A 13,102-nucleotide genomic window follows, 5' to 3' on the forward strand; every position below is an offset into this window, starting at 1 on the left:
GCGCCCCGCTCAGCATCATCAAGGAGTACATCGAAAACCAGCAGCGCCCGCAGTAGACGGCTGAGGCCAACAGTGCAGACCCATGCACGCGCGCGAGTCAGAGCAGTCCAGAGAAGCGCTTCCTCCCGAGCGCGAACGCCCGGGGTTCCGCGCTAGATCATGCTGAACCGCAGCAGGCTCCGCCCTTATAGGGGGCATCGGATCCGCCTATGGCCAAGACGGAATCTCCGGAAGGCGCGGACGCTTGGGACTCCCGTCACGTCACGGACGAGGTGACAGGGCGACGGAACGCGGCCCCGTCCGCGCCCCCGTTCGGCCCTTACTTTCCGATACGAAGGACGGCCCTCATGGGTTCTGTTGATCTGTCCGGGCGTGTGGCCCTGGTGACCGGGGCGACCAGCGGTATCGGCGCCGCGACCGCGGCGCTGCTCGCCGAGCGCGGCGCGCACGTGCTGGTTGCGGGACGCGATGCGTCCCGCGGCGAAACGGTCGTCGCCTCCATCCGGGCGCGCGGCGGCAAGGCGGACTTCCTCGCAGCCGATCTGCGGGACGCCGAGTCGGCCCGGCGGCTGGCGCAGAAGGCCACCGATCTGGGCGGAGGCCGCGTGGACATCCTCGTCAACAGCGCGGGCATCTTCCCGTTCGGTCCGACGGAAGAGACGTCGCCCAGCGACGTGGACGCCGTCTACGACCTGAACGTGAAGGCACCGTTCCACCTGGTGGCGCAGCTCGCCCCGGCGATGGCCGACCGCGGGCACGGCACGATCGTCAACGTCAGCACCATGGTCGCCGAATACGGCGTCGCGGGTATGGCGCTGTACGGCTCCAGCAAGGCGGCATTGAACCTGCTGACCAAGGCGTGGGCAGCCGAGTTCGGTCCGCGCGGGGTGCGGGTCAACGCCGTGGAGCCCGGTCCGACCCGTACGGAGGGTACGGCCGGCATGGGCGAGGACCTCAAGGCGCTGGCCGCGCAGGCGCCCGCTGGACGGCCCGCCGAGGCGCAGGAGATCGCCGAGGCGATCGCCTATCTGGCCGGTGACACGGCAAGTTTCGTGCAGGGCGCCATCCTGCCCGTCGACGGCGGCCGTACGGCGGTCTGACGCTTACCAACCCTCGCAGGGGCGCCGGCGCATCTCCCGCCCGGCGCCCCTGCCCTTGGCGCAACGGGCGGGTGAGCCTGGAGCTCAGGCGCTAGCCGACCGGTCGAGCGCGGCAATGAACGCCCAAGTCACGACGGCGCGACTCGGCCGGCCACACCACCCAGGTGCGCCGCGTCAGCGGGTGGCCGACCAGCGGTGACCAGGTCTGTGGTCGGGCGGCGGCTGCTGCCAGCCGGGCGGAGCCAGCGTGAAGGGCCGCCCGGACCGCCGCCGACTTCACATCGGCGATCAGCGCCTGCCCCTGCGGAGCCTTTGGACCGTGGTCCAGGCCGTGGCGCCGCGCAGGATCGCGGTCAGCTCGTCATGCCAAGCGGGGCTCCCGGAGCAAGAAATCCGGCCCACTGCAAGCCGATGTGCGCGTCGAGCGCGATCCCGTCGGCTCCGGCGAGTTCGGCGGCCTGCTCCGCGGCCACCAGTAAGTGACTGAGGTCGCGAGGCCGTGGCGCAGCGCTACGACCTGCAGCCCGTTGCGGCCTTCTGGCAACCTCCGCGGCGCTGCGCCGCTCCCGCCCCCGCTCCGGAAGCCTGACCTTCGTAAGACACTGCTCGCGCCCATCACCCCAGCACCCGTGCATCTGCCGTACGCAGGACAGGAACCGCGCACGACGCCGCGGCCTGCCGTTCGCCGTCGTCGGCGTGGCAGCGGCCCTAGCTGCGGCGGCGCGCGCAGTTATGGGGGCCATAAGCCAAGGCTGTGGCCGGTCGTGGATCGGGCGTTCTCGGCGTGGTGCGATAGGGGCATGGAGCTGCGGGAGTTGCATGCCTTTGTGGCAGTGGTCGAGGAGGGCGGCTTCTCGGCCGCGGCCCGGCGGTTGCACGTCAGCCAGCCTGCGTTGTCCCAGACGGTCAGTGGTCTGGAGCGGCAGCTCAGGGTGAAACTGCTGGAGCGCAGCAGCACCGGTGTGCAGCCCACGGATGCGGGCGTCGCCCTGCTCGGGGAGGCACGTGCGGTGCTTGGCAGGCGTGATCAGGCGTTGCGGACGATGGCCCGGTACACCGATGGGGGCGGCGGCGTGCTGCGGATCGGCATTCCGCTGGAGTTCCCGTCGCGGCTGCTCAGTCCCCCGCTCACAGAGCTGGCCGAGGCCTGCCCCGACACCCGGGTACAGGCCCGGCATCTGTCCACGTCCGAGCAGCTGACCGCGCTGCACGCCGGCGAACTCGATCTGGGACTGCTGCGGGAGCGTCCGACCGGGCAGGAATTCGACGCGATGCTGGTCAACAGGGAACGGTTGGGTGTGCTGCTGGCCGCGGAGCAGGCGGCGGAGCTGTCCGGGCCGGAGGGGATCGCGCTGGACGCGTTGACCGGGCTGGAGTGGTTGGCCTTCCCGCGCTCGGACAGCCCCGCCTGGTACGACGAGCTGACGGCCATCCTGCGCAGCCATGGCCTTGATCTGGGAGCGCAGGCACCGCAGGGGCAGCGGCTGATCGCGGAGGTCAAACTGGCCGCCGTCAGCGCCGGGCGGGCCTTTGCACTGGCTCCGCCGGACTGGTCGCAGCCCATTCCCGAGGGTGTGGCCTGGTCGCCGCTGGTCGGCCACCCTCTCGTTCGACGGACGTGGGCGGTGTGGCCGGCGGATTCGCGACGGCAGGATCTGGGGCGCGTGATCGCCGCGTTCGAGCAGCCGTCCGCCGGCTGATCCCTCGGCGGCGCCGAGGGCGGCGAGGCGTGAGGTCAGACGGCGGTGGGACCGCCGTCCACGGGCAGTACCCGTCGACCGCTGTGGTGTGGGGAGTGCGCGGATGCTCGGCCGTGCCGCTGTGGTGTGGGGAGTGCGCGGATGCTCGGCCGTGCGGCATCCCGGCGCGCTTGTCCGGGCCGACGCAACGGAATACCGCGCACCTCGAATACGTGCCTGGTACCAGCTCTCCGTGAGGACATGGCGCCAGCCGATGCCGCGGTCTTCGAGGGAAGGAGCTGCGTCGGCCGCCGGGTGAGCGCCCGTCGATCAAGCCTCGAGCCCTGCGAAGCGGGAAGGTCGCACGGGCGCCCGCGCGTCCGTATCTCGATGCGCCTAGGATGCCGAGCCGTCCGTGGGCGATTAGCATCGAGAAGGAGAGCCGCAACGTGGGCTTCGCGTCGGTGTGAACCCCGTTCACCAGGGGCCGACGGCCCTGCTTCCCGTACTCATGCGGCACCACCTACGACCGCGCCGGACTTTCGCTCCGAGGTCGCGGCCACCCTCCGCGATTCGGAGACCACCCGAGGGATGGAAGGAAGGCAGATCCATGAATGCACAACGCGCGAGGCGTCTCGCCACGCTGTCCGCCGTCGGGGTTTTGATGGCCGGCGGCGCCGCGATCGGCGCAGCAGGTACGGCATCGGCAGCCACCCCGGCCCAGGCCCCCGGCAACCGCTGTTTTGACAGCCGCTGGTGGAACGACTGCGACTTCGGCCACGGCAACCGGTTCGACCGCGGAGATCTGAACCGCTTCGACGGCGGCAACGGTGCCGTTGTGGTGATTGTGCTGGGCTGACGCCAGTGGAGCACGGCTGAGGATGTGGCCACCTGGAGCATCCTCTCGCTGACCGATACACCGTGACGCGCGACCAACTGTGACACTGAGAGTGGCCAGCGCGAGGGTGTTCGGTGACAGTGGCTGCCTTGCTCAGGGCAGGGTCCGTGAGCGCGGCCCGCGCAGCAGTTCTCGAGGGGAACTCTGCCGGGTCAGTGCTCGCTGGTGCATTCGCCCGTCTCCCGATCCAGCAGAGGCACGGGACGGGACGGTCGCGCTTGCAGGCGGCGCGGCGGCCGTGGTCGGGGGCCGGAGTACGTGGCTGCCTTCTCCCACCGTTCGTCGGTGAACTTCGCTCCACAGTCGGCACACGGCATGGCACGCCTCGCGCTCGGCCGCCTGCTGCTTGGCCGCGTGTCGCAGTTCGGTCTTGTACGTCTTCCTTACGCGATTGCCGATCGCTCCAGAGAGGCTGCATGCCCTTGCGGCCGAGGCGCCAGAACACCGGCCCGGCCGGGATGCGGGGCTGTCCGCCACGGGTGAGGCCGGTGGCATGCCCGAGCGCCGCGTGATGCTGTGCTGCACCAGGCGCTGCACGGTGCGGTAACGCAGCAGCGCCCCGGACGAAGGGGAAGTCCGGGGCGGTGCACCGCGGTTGAGTCAGATCCGCCAGGAGCGGATGCGGTCGGCTGCGTCGTACCCGTCGGTGCGGCCGGCGTCGATGTCGCGGGCGAGGTCGATCAGCGCGCCGTACGGCGGGCCGAGAGCCTCGCCCGCGGCGTTCATGTACGCCGTGACGATTGCGGCGCCGTGCAGGGCGTTGCGGGCCGGGAGGGGGCGCAGCCGGATGATGGCGTGCATCAGGGCCGCCGCGCGCCAGGCGTTGTCGACGGCGACGCCGACCTGGGGGGTGTTGACGCGGTGACGGGCGACGGCGGCCACGAGATTGGAGAAGTCGTGGACCGAGGGGTGCTTGGGCAGCACTTCCGCCTGGCGCTCCAGCAGCCAGCGGATGTCGATGTGGAGCTCCATGGTCAGGCAGCAGCCTGTCCGGAGGCGTCCAGCCGGGCGGGAGCGTCGTCGGGGAACGCCGCGTCGAACGCGGCCGCGTTGTCGGCGATGAACGCACGGAAGACCTCCGCGGCGCCGTCCAGGCGGGGGTCGCGGACCGCGTTGTGCGCGGCCTCGGTGATGAGCGCGGTGACAGTCGTGCCCTCGGTTTCGGCACGCTCCTGCAGCTGCGCGTGGAGCTCTTCGGGGACCCGGATTGTCACTGACTTCGACATGTTCCGACCGTACAGCACGGCGTACAGCACAAGGATAGATACGACGGAACTGAAGCGGCACGGAGCGCCTCTCAGCTCGGGCCTGCGTGCCGATGACACAACTGAGATGAGACAACTGATCAGCGGCACAGAACGCCTCGACCACCTGGCGGGGCCCGGGGCGGTGCGGGAACTGACCGCGCGCGGCGCAGCCGCCCGCACGGCGGCGGGCAGCTGATCCGCCGCAAGAGGAGGCCTCGGTCTCAACTCTCTTACGGGACAGCTAAAGGAAGCCCGGGAAGATGATGCACGCTGCAATGAGCCCATGCTGTCGCAACTCATGCGCCGCCGCGCCCTGGTCCAGATCGTTGCCGTCATCGCTGTGCTCGCTCAGCTGGCCGTGGCGGTCCTGCTGATGCGGAAACTGCCCTGGTGGATCGACCGCCACCACATCGACCGCCACCACGTCGACAGGAACCACCTCGACAGAGGCTCCGCAACGCTCGTCACCGGCCCGCGCACGGCCATCGTGCAGCTCCTCACCATCGTCGGCGCAAGCATCGCTCTCATCTTCACCGACACGAACTAGCTGCCGGCGGCCGATGGTCAGCCGGCGCCATCGGGTACCGCGGTGGCGGCGGCGGACGCGCAGGCGGGCGGACAGCAAGCCCAGGGTGGCGCTGGACTCGTCGATGCCGGACGGGTAGACAAGACACGAAGTCCCCGGTGGAGACGGATTTCTTGGTCGAAAACCCAACTACCAGGGGCTTCGCTGCCCAGTCAGCTCAACTGGCAATCTCACGCTGCAGGTTGCAAACCGCTCACTGGCGTGTGGATCGGAAACGCCATTGAACACCCTCGCGGCGCGCTCGGGCCTACCCGGGAGTGGTGAAACGGGCCCGCCACAGGTCGCGGAGCAACGCGATCTCGGCCATGTGGTGGATGAATTCGAGGTTGGCCCCCGACAGCACGGTGATGAATGGGTCGTCGGGGTCGGAGCCGTACGGGTACTGCGAGAAGCCGACCGTGTCGAGTTGCTCGTCGGTGACGGCGGCGACGCTGTCGCGCCAGCGGTCGATCAGCGCCCAGAACCGCTCGAGTGCCAAGGCGGCGGAGGGGGTGAAGTCGACCAGCAGCTTCGGCTCCTGCTGCCGTTCACCGAAGGTCCACTCCCATCCGCCCGCGAAGCAGAAGTGCAGGTGCCCCAGCCGCCACGCGATGGTCGTGACCGGCGTTTCGTCGGGCTCCGGCGCACCGGTGTGGGCGAGGATCTGCTCGACCCGCTCGACACTCACGCTCCAGTCATCGGCGATCTTGGCGACGGTCATGCCGCCGGCGGCCTGCCGGGCAACCTCGGCGTACTCGTTTGCCGGGATGCCCGGGTCGCCCAAGTCGAGCACCCACGCGCCCGGCCCGAACGCCCTGGGCGTCGCCGCCTCGCTCCGGCGCCGGATCGACCAGCAACCGGGCACCGGCTCCCATAGGTACTCCTCGTTGCCGAGCCCCGTCAGCCGCACCTGGGCCATCTCCCTGGCGTGGTCGAACTGGTCGAGCAGTAAGCCCAAACGGTCGGTCCGCGCGCCCTCAGTCCCCATGCCTGGCTCCCTTCGCGATCCCGTCTCGTACCTCACTGCGCTCAGGCGGAAGTTAACGGTTCACCGCACGGGGCGCCACCGATTTCCCCGCCCACAAAGCGGTGCAGCACCACCCGCATCACCGCACTCCTTCAGGCCGTCCTCACCCTCCACGTCACCTGCTCGAGCTGAGGCTGGAAAAGGCTCACTGTCTCCTGGCGCGACCCGGCATCACGAAGTAGCCGCACATTCCGGGAGGAAGCACCAGGAGGAAACGACGTCTGAGCCTGTGACTACATCACACTGTCCACGGTGAAGATCATGCTGCGTACCTGAGTGAGCTCCTGGAGGCGTGCAGCGTCGGTGGCGGTTGCGCGGCCCTCGGGCGAGGCGAACGCGGCGCGCAGCTCGTCCATCGTGTCCCATTCCAGCTCGGCGACCAGGTAGTACGGCGCGCCGCCCCGTACGGTCGCGACGTCACGGCCGACCGTGTACCGGCGCAGCCCTGGCAGCTGGCGACCGAGCGGAATGTGGGCCTCGCGGTAGTGCCGATCGAACGCCTCGGGGTCAACCGGCGTCTCGTACAGGGCGAGGAAGCGAACCGTCACCGTGCTGCCCTCCCGTACCGCGCGAGGACGGCGGCACCGGCACGCGCAGTCGACAGGCACTCCAGGTATGCGGGCGGCCCGCCGGCGGGAAAGAGCCGATCGCCGGTGCCGAGGATCGTGGGGAAGGTCAGGAGCCGGTACTCATCGATCAGGTCCTCAGCCATGAGCGCATGCACGATGCTCAGGCTGCCGGCGATGATCACATCGCGCCGCGCGTGCTTGACGGCGTCGACGAGCTCGCCGTCAATGACCTGCGAGTTCGCCCACGCCGACGCGTCGGTCAGTGTGCGGGAGGCGACCAGTTTCGGCATGGCGTTCATCCGCGCGGAGAAGGGGTCGTTGCGACCCGGCCAGAGCCGCGAGAACAGCTGCCAGGTCGTACGCCCCAGCAGCATGACCCCGTCGTCCAGCGTGCTCCCGAGCAGGAACTTGTCCCCGGCAACCGTCTCGGGGCCGTGCCGGAACGCCCAGCCACCGGTCGGCGTTCCTGCGGACCCGTCCGGGTCGGACACGATCCCGTCCAGGGTGACGAACTGAATGACGATGACGCTCACGATGGGTGTCCCTTCGATCGATGCTCACCCGTACATACCGGCGGCATCGGTCCGACTCATCGCGCGCGGCGGAACTCGTCGGAAGAAATCCGCTCGGGCAGGTCGAATGCCTCGAAGACGCGTGGATCGGCGAACACGACATTGTGGGCCACCCGGCCGCCGGTGACGGTGAAGACCTGGAGCGTGTGCAGCCGATGCCCGCCGCCCGGTTCCGGCGCGTACGCGACGAGCGCGGGCTGTCCGTTGGCGGTGAGGCGCCTCGTGGTCCAGCCCGTCCCACGCGTCTCGAACACGCGGTTCATGAACAGGCCGTAGTCGCGGCGGCCCCGATACCACAGCGGCACCGGCGGCATCTCCAGGACCGCCTCGTCCGTGAGGAGCCGCACGAGCGCGGGGACATCGGCCGCCTCGAACGCCCGCACGTACCGTTGAATCACCGCGCGCACCTCGGGGTCGTCCGGCTCGGTGATCTCCCCCACGTCGCCCACGTCCGCCAGGGCGGCGCGGGCCCGCTGCAAAGCGCTGTTGACAGCCGTGACCGTGGTCCCAAGCTGCGCGGCGACCTCGGCGGCGCTGAACTCCAGCACCTCGCGGAGCACCAGCACGGCCCGCTGCCGCGGCGGCAGGACCTGCATCGCCGCCACCAGCGCGAGCCGCGTGTCAGCCCGCGCCCCCATGTCGAACCGCGCGTCGGGAAACGGCTGCAGCCAGGGGATGTCGAAAGCTGGCGTGAGCGGCGCCCCGGGATCGTCGCTCGGCGCGCCCAACCCGGACGGCAACGGCCGCCTGGCACGCGCCTCCATCGCGGTCAGGCACGCGTTGGTCGCGATCCGGTAGAGCCACGTCCGTACGGACGCGCGCGTGCGGTCGTACCGCTCGCGAGCCGTCCACGCGCGCAGCATCGTCTCCTGCACCAGGTCCTCGGCCTCGTGGAACGAGCCCAGCATCCGGTAGCAGTACGCCACCAGCTCACCTCGGTATGGTTCGAAGTCCACCGGCCCATCATGGCGTGTACGAACTGGCGGAGGAAGTCGAGCCGGTTCAGCGCACCGGGTGCCCACAGCACGCTGCGCCGCAACTGGTCGGGCCGGAACGCCGGTTCGGCTGCGAGGGGATACTCCGCGTTCAGTACGGCGTCCACCGGTTCTAGGCGGACGAGGCGGTGCGCCAGCCCGGCGGGCAGCGGGGGGGGACCCGCCCGAACGCCGCGTCGATGTCACCGTGCAGCAGTGCCGCCGTAACCGTGGGCAGATCCCGTCCGTGTCCCAGCATCAACTCCCCGGGCTGCCCGGCGACCTGGGCCGGCGTCCGCATCGGCGCGTAGAGGTGTCCCCAGACGTCAACCTGCAGCGGACGGTGCCGCCGCCTGCGCCGCTCCGGCCGCGGTCATTGGCCTGAGCACCGGGCTGGAAGCTTCAGCTGCCCGTCCCCAACAGCTCCGGCTCTCCCCTGGAGATCAAGCAGCCCGCTCTGTCGACGTACAAGAAAGCTCCCTGGCTCACGACCGCTTCGAGCTGCAACGCGATCCTGTTGCGGGCCGCGGTCAACGGTGCCACCACCAGCGACACCGGACACCCGCGGTCCGAGTTGCGTGAGATGACCGCGGACGGGTCGGCAACGACAAGCTGGTCGTCCACTGCGGGGACCCACACGATGGTCGTCGACGAGGCAATCACTCACCTCCCGAAGACCAAACCTCACGTGATGGCGGGGCAGATACATGACGAGTCGAGCGACGTCACCTCGTTCCGCCTCGAAGGGAGCAAGCTGTACGTCACCTCGTACAACACCACGCACTACAAGCTGGTGACGTCCAACTACCAGCTCGGCGACCGCTTCCAGGGGAAGTTCGTGGCCCACAGCGGGAAGGTCGACGTCTACTACGACGGCAACCTCCAGGCGAGCGTCAACGCCGCGTTCGGCAGCGGCTACTTCAAGGCGGGCGCCTTACGGCGAGGTCACGTCACCCTGTACGGAGTCACCGTGACGCACAGCTGAAGGGGTCGCTCCTCCCGTGCTTCATCTCGGGGCCCGCTTGATGCGGCTCGCTGATCGCGCCGGGAAAGGGTGGCCTCGCCAGTGAGGCTGCCGGCCATGAATCGGTCACGGCGGTCGCTGGCTTCGAGACGCCATCGTCGGTGCGCGGTAGGCCGAGCGGGCTGGGCCTCTGCCGGTGCGTGCCGTTGACCTCTTCTGCGCCATCATTGGAGAAGCCGATCGTGGTGCGGAGCGGCGGTCGGTCGACCGGGAGTGCACTACCGACTACCGGACCGCGGTGAGCGGAGCACCACGGGCGGGGGTGACCTGGACGACCTGGACAGCCGTCTCCCTCTGGCACCTCCGCCGTGTGCCGAGAGCGCCCTGCCTGACGTACTTCGTTCACCTCAGAGCAAGGATGATGGCCGCGCCGATGCCGCCCAGGCACAAGGCTGTGGCGGCCGGGAGCATGCCGCCGTCGCGCCAGCGGAAGGGACGGTCCAGGGCCAGACGGCCGGGGCCGACGGCGGCGACGGCGACGGCGACCACGGCGATGGACAGCGGGTACTCGATGCCACCGTTGGTGGCCCAGAGGCCGTGCGACGACGTGACCACCATGGCATTGATCATCACGCCGACCACGGCGGCGGCGGCCAGCGGCGTCAGCAGACCGAGGGCCAGACCGAGCCCTCCTACGAGCTCCGAGGCACCGGCGAGGCCGGCGAAGAACTCGCTGGGGTGATAGCCGAGGGCAGCGAATCCTTTGCCGGTAGCGTGCAGCCCGGGGCCACCGAAGAGGCCGAAGAGCTTTTGCGCACCGTGGGCGGCCAGCAACAGGCCGGTCGTGGCACGCAGCAGGAGCAGCCCGATATCGGCTGCCGAGACGGACGGCTGTGTGGGGCGAGCATCCGCCCGGCGGGTGTGGGTGTCTGCCGGAGCAGGGGGTGAGGAGATGGCCTGGAGTGGCGCGTAGGTGATTTTCATCGCTGGCTCTCTTTCGGCACCGCGTGCCGGCGGACATCAACGCTGAGGCGGGCTGCTGCCGGGGCGGTGCGATGGGGTGGGGAGTCATGTCGGTTGAGCAAGTCGGTTGAGCATTCATGAGGTGCAGGTGGCACCGTTGCCCCTGCGGGGACAGCGCCTGAAGCCGCCGCCGGGGCCAACACGACACCCGCAGGTCGGCCGACCGAGGTGCGTCCTTGCACCAGTGATTTATTCGCCGCCCAGCATGAGCACGGGTGCCTGGCGGGGAACGGGGCCGGCGTTGCACTCGGTGATGCAGTTCATGGGTGAAGCTGCCAGCCTTCTCGGCCAACGGTTTTCCGCAGGCCTCTGGTAGAGGTCTGCCTTTTGAGAGGGCCGCGGCCGCATATCCCGATTCCCGCGGGTTAACGCTGCGTGACCTCAGCCGTGCCGTGCCGCAATGGTGCCCCCGGTCCGCTTCGAGGCAAAGACGGCGTCGCCACTAGAAGTGGCACTACTCGCTAGCCTGGAAGACGTGAACGGCGAGGCGCGACGGCGCCAGGACCTGGCCGACTTCCTCAAAGCCCGGCGGGGTCATGTCGTGCGCGCCGACCTCGGACTGCCCCCGGTCGGCGGAAGAAGAACGTCCGGGCTCCGCCGTGAGGAGGTCGCTTTTCTCTCCAGCGTCAGCGTCACCTGGTACACGTGGCTCGAACAGGGCCGGGAGATCAAGCCGTCCCGGCAGGTACTCGACGCGGTCGCACGCACCCTGCGCCTGTCTGTCGCCGAACACACCTACGTTCTCGCGCTGGCCGGCTACTCCGCCCCTCGACCTGCGGCTGAGCCGCTGCCGACGTCGGCCCCGGCCCACGTCCAGCGGCTGCTCGACGCGCTCGCGGACTTCCCCTCGTACGCCATAGCACCCGACTGGTGCATATCGGGGTGGAACAGGGCGTATAAGGCCCTGTACCCCAACGTGGCGACCGTCCCAGCCCAGGACCGCAACGTGCTGTGGCTGGTGTACACCGATCCCTATCTCCATGAGCTGATCGCCGACTGGGAGGCCAGCCGCCGCCACCTCCTCGCCGAATTCAGGGCCGAGGTCGGCCCAAGGCTGGGCGAGCCACCCATCGCCGATCTGATCGGGCGGCTCCTCAAGGCCAGCGAAGCCTTCCGCACCGACTGGAGCAGCGGCGACATCGAAGTGTTCACCTCACGTGAGCGCGTCTTCCATCACCCGGTCGTCGGCTCCTTGCAGCTCGAGCAACACCGCCTGGCACCCTCGGACCATCCCGATGTGCGTGTGGTGATCTACACACCCGTGGACACGGACGCAGCCGCAGGGCTGCGTCAGATGGCCGACGAGCAGCCTCCACCCCCGACCTCGCCGGACTGACCTGCCACCACCGAACTGTCACCGTGCGCCAGAGCCCGGGAAACGACCTGGTGCCGGATGCACGACGCGATGGTCGCGCGCCGGACATCCGCTGATCGCGGCCCTCACGGCCGAAGCGGTCGAACCGGTCGAAGGCCCCGGTCAGGGGGCACCGCACCCTGTCGGCACCGGCCAGCCCTTCAAAATGCGCCATTCACGTACTCAAAAATCGAAGCACGGGATTGCACCCACGCTGGTACAGCCACTACCCCCCTCCACGCTTGACCCCACGCTCACGCCAGCGCAGCGTTGACCGCGTGGACAAAAGTGATTAAACGGACATCCGTGACGTCGATGCTTGACTCGCTCAGGCGCCACCCGCCCACAGCACGCGATAGGCCACCAGCCTGACGCACCCTGACCAGCGGTCATGTCTGATCCACGTTCAGAATCCTTTCTATTCAGGAGACTTGTCATGCGTTTTGCCACCTGGCCTCTGGCCGCCACGGCCGCCGTCGCCCTCGCCCTGGGCGGCGCCGCCACCTCCGCCATCGCCGCACCGGCCAACTCACCGGTGCACGCGGTCCACAGCGACAACAACAACCACCGCGGCTTCGACGACCACGAGCGGAGCGACCACGGACGGAGCGACCACCGCGGCTTCAACGACGACGAGAACGACCACCGTAACTTCGACGACCACGGGCGCGGCGACCACGGCGACCACGGGCGCGGAGACCACGGCGACCACGGCGACCACGGGCGCGGAGACCACGGCGACCACGGCGACCACGGCGACCACGGCGACCACGGGCGCGGCGACCACGGCGATCACGGGCGCGGGGACAACGGCGACCACGGGCGCGGGGACAACGGGCGCGGGGGCAATGGCGGACACGGCGAACGGTAATTCCACCACAAAGGGGGCCGGCCGCCGGTCGGTCCCTTTCCTCTGCGAGGTCGGGTCAGTGGCGCCCCCGCTTTCGAACAGGTATGGGCCACGCTGCGGTCCCCGGGCAGTGGCCGTGGCCGTATCAGGTGGATGTGGTTCCCTCGTCCCTGACCATCCGGGGCAGGTCCGGTGCCAGGACCGCCAGTAGCTCGATGGCCTCGGCCAAGTACCGGTAGACCAAGACGATCCCTCGAGCACGTTGCTCTTGGTCGGCAAC

15 protein-coding genes are annotated in these 13,102 nt (G+C 69.4%); 7 read left to right on the top strand and 8 right to left on the bottom strand.

Going from position 1 to position 13,102, the window contains the following annotated elements:
* Positions 1-347: 347 nt before the first annotated feature.
* The 3 genes from AB0D27_RS31060 to AB0D27_RS31070 all read left to right on the top strand — a co-directional run bounded on the left by AB0D27_RS31060 (position 348) and on the right by AB0D27_RS31070 (position 3,638).
* The gene (locus tag AB0D27_RS31060; RefSeq protein ID WP_362515448.1) at positions 348-1,100 is read left to right on the top strand and encodes an SDR family NAD(P)-dependent oxidoreductase; all 753 of its coding nucleotides are present in this window, start codon (positions 348-350) and stop codon (positions 1,098-1,100) included.
* Between the two features lie 800 nt (positions 1,101-1,900).
* Positions 1,901-2,800, top strand: coding sequence for a LysR family transcriptional regulator (locus AB0D27_RS31065; protein WP_362515450.1), 900 nt, complete (start codon positions 1,901-1,903; stop codon positions 2,798-2,800).
* Positions 2,801-3,389: 589 nt separating this feature from the next.
* Positions 3,390-3,638: a hypothetical protein gene (locus tag AB0D27_RS31070; RefSeq protein ID WP_362515452.1), complete on the top strand. Its 249-nt coding sequence runs from the start codon at positions 3,390-3,392 to the stop codon at positions 3,636-3,638.
* A 639-nt stretch (positions 3,639-4,277) separates the two neighbouring features.
* Here the strand turns inward: AB0D27_RS31070 and AB0D27_RS31075 are convergent.
* Both AB0D27_RS31075 and AB0D27_RS31080 read right to left on the bottom strand, forming a co-directional pair.
* Positions 4,278-4,649, bottom strand: a complete 372-nt coding sequence (locus AB0D27_RS31075; RefSeq protein ID WP_362515453.1) for a toxin Doc — start codon at positions 4,647-4,649, stop codon at positions 4,278-4,280.
* 2 nt (positions 4,650-4,651) lie between these two features.
* Positions 4,652-4,903 (bottom strand): YlcI/YnfO family protein, encoded by a 252-nt coding sequence (locus AB0D27_RS31080; RefSeq protein WP_362515455.1) that lies wholly within the window; start codon positions 4,901-4,903, stop codon positions 4,652-4,654.
* Between the two features lie 304 nt (positions 4,904-5,207).
* Here AB0D27_RS31080 and AB0D27_RS31085 point away from each other — a divergent pair, with 304 nt between their 5' ends.
* Complete coding sequence (locus tag AB0D27_RS31085; RefSeq protein ID WP_362515516.1) at positions 5,208-5,471, top strand: hypothetical protein; 264 nt, start codon at positions 5,208-5,210, stop codon at positions 5,469-5,471.
* A gap of 286 nt (positions 5,472-5,757) precedes the next feature.
* Here AB0D27_RS31085 and AB0D27_RS31090 read toward each other — a convergent pair whose 3' ends face one another.
* From AB0D27_RS31090 to AB0D27_RS31110, 5 genes are all read right to left on the bottom strand, one after another.
* The gene (locus AB0D27_RS31090; protein ID WP_362515456.1) at positions 5,758-6,477 is read right to left on the bottom strand and encodes a DinB family protein; all 720 of its coding nucleotides are present in this window, start codon (positions 6,475-6,477) and stop codon (positions 5,758-5,760) included.
* Positions 6,478-6,749: 272 nt separating this feature from the next.
* Positions 6,750-7,064 carry an EthD family reductase gene (locus tag AB0D27_RS31095; protein ID WP_362515457.1) on the bottom strand — a complete coding sequence of 105 codons (315 nt, stop codon included), beginning with the start codon at positions 7,062-7,064 and terminating at the stop codon, positions 6,750-6,752.
* The gene (locus tag AB0D27_RS31100) at positions 7,061-7,618 is read right to left on the bottom strand and encodes a dihydrofolate reductase family protein (RefSeq protein ID WP_362515459.1); all 558 of its coding nucleotides are present in this window, start codon (positions 7,616-7,618) and stop codon (positions 7,061-7,063) included. Before AB0D27_RS31100 ends, AB0D27_RS31095 begins: the two co-directional genes overlap by 4 nt.
* A 56-nt stretch (positions 7,619-7,674) precedes the next feature.
* Positions 7,675-8,613, bottom strand: a complete 939-nt coding sequence (locus tag AB0D27_RS31105) for an RNA polymerase subunit sigma-70 (RefSeq protein WP_362515460.1) — start codon at positions 8,611-8,613, stop codon at positions 7,675-7,677.
* Between the two features lie 151 nt (positions 8,614-8,764).
* Entirely contained in the window at positions 8,765-8,932 is a 168-nt protein-coding gene (locus tag AB0D27_RS31110; protein ID WP_362515461.1) for a hypothetical protein, read from the bottom strand.
* A 141-nt stretch (positions 8,933-9,073) separates the two neighbouring features.
* Between AB0D27_RS31110 and AB0D27_RS31115 the strand changes: the two genes are divergently transcribed.
* Complete coding sequence (locus AB0D27_RS31115; protein ID WP_362515512.1) at positions 9,074-9,616, top strand: polysaccharide lyase family 7 protein; 543 nt, start codon at positions 9,074-9,076, stop codon at positions 9,614-9,616.
* A gap of 381 nt (positions 9,617-9,997) precedes the next feature.
* Here the strand turns inward: AB0D27_RS31115 and AB0D27_RS31120 are convergent, their stop codons facing one another.
* Positions 9,998-10,579, bottom strand: a complete 582-nt coding sequence (locus AB0D27_RS31120; protein WP_362515463.1) for a DoxX family protein — start codon at positions 10,577-10,579, stop codon at positions 9,998-10,000.
* 514 nt (positions 10,580-11,093) lie between these two features.
* On the opposite strand from AB0D27_RS31120, the gene AB0D27_RS31125 reads away from it, so the two are divergent.
* Together AB0D27_RS31125 and AB0D27_RS31130 are read left to right on the top strand one after the other, a co-directional pair.
* Complete coding sequence (locus AB0D27_RS31125; RefSeq protein WP_362515465.1) at positions 11,094-11,954, top strand: helix-turn-helix transcriptional regulator; 861 nt, start codon at positions 11,094-11,096, stop codon at positions 11,952-11,954.
* Between the two features lie 454 nt (positions 11,955-12,408).
* Complete coding sequence (locus tag AB0D27_RS31130) at positions 12,409-12,843, top strand: hypothetical protein (RefSeq protein ID WP_362515466.1); 435 nt, start codon at positions 12,409-12,411, stop codon at positions 12,841-12,843.
* The last annotated feature ends 259 nt before the right edge of the window (positions 12,844-13,102 follow it).

The organism is Streptomyces sp. NPDC048415 (assembly GCF_040651675.1).
GTDB lineage: Bacteria > Actinomycetota > Actinomycetes > Streptomycetales > Streptomycetaceae > Streptomyces.

What these genes read in the sequence shown, in the direction of transcription:
- AB0D27_RS31060 (WP_362515448.1), top strand. Translation starts at nt 348, where the DNA reads ATGGGTTCTGTTGATCTGTCCGGGCGTGTGGCCCTGGTGACCGGGGCG.
- AB0D27_RS31065 (WP_362515450.1), top strand. Translation starts at nt 1,901, where the DNA reads ATGGAGCTGCGGGAGTTGCATGCCTTTGTGGCAGTGGTCGAGGAGGGC.
- AB0D27_RS31085 (WP_362515516.1), top strand. Translation starts at nt 5,208, where the DNA reads ATGCTGTCGCAACTCATGCGCCGCCGCGCCCTGGTCCAGATCGTTGCC.
- AB0D27_RS31120 (WP_362515463.1), bottom strand. Translation starts at nt 10,579, where the DNA reads ATGAAAATCACCTACGCGCCACTCCAGGCCATCTCCTCACCCCCTGCT.
- AB0D27_RS31110 (WP_362515461.1), bottom strand. Translation starts at nt 8,932, where the DNA reads ATGCGGACGCCGGCCCAGGTCGCCGGGCAGCCCGGGGAGTTGATGCTG.
- AB0D27_RS31070 (WP_362515452.1), top strand. Translation starts at nt 3,390, where the DNA reads ATGAATGCACAACGCGCGAGGCGTCTCGCCACGCTGTCCGCCGTCGGG.
- AB0D27_RS31080 (WP_362515455.1), bottom strand. Translation starts at nt 4,903, where the DNA reads ATGTCGAAGTCAGTGACAATCCGGGTCCCCGAAGAGCTCCACGCGCAG.
- AB0D27_RS31090 (WP_362515456.1), bottom strand. Translation starts at nt 6,477, where the DNA reads ATGGGGACTGAGGGCGCGCGGACCGACCGTTTGGGCTTACTGCTCGAC.
- AB0D27_RS31130 (WP_362515466.1), top strand. Translation starts at nt 12,409, where the DNA reads ATGCGTTTTGCCACCTGGCCTCTGGCCGCCACGGCCGCCGTCGCCCTC.
- AB0D27_RS31075 (WP_362515453.1), bottom strand. Translation starts at nt 4,649, where the DNA reads ATGGAGCTCCACATCGACATCCGCTGGCTGCTGGAGCGCCAGGCGGAA.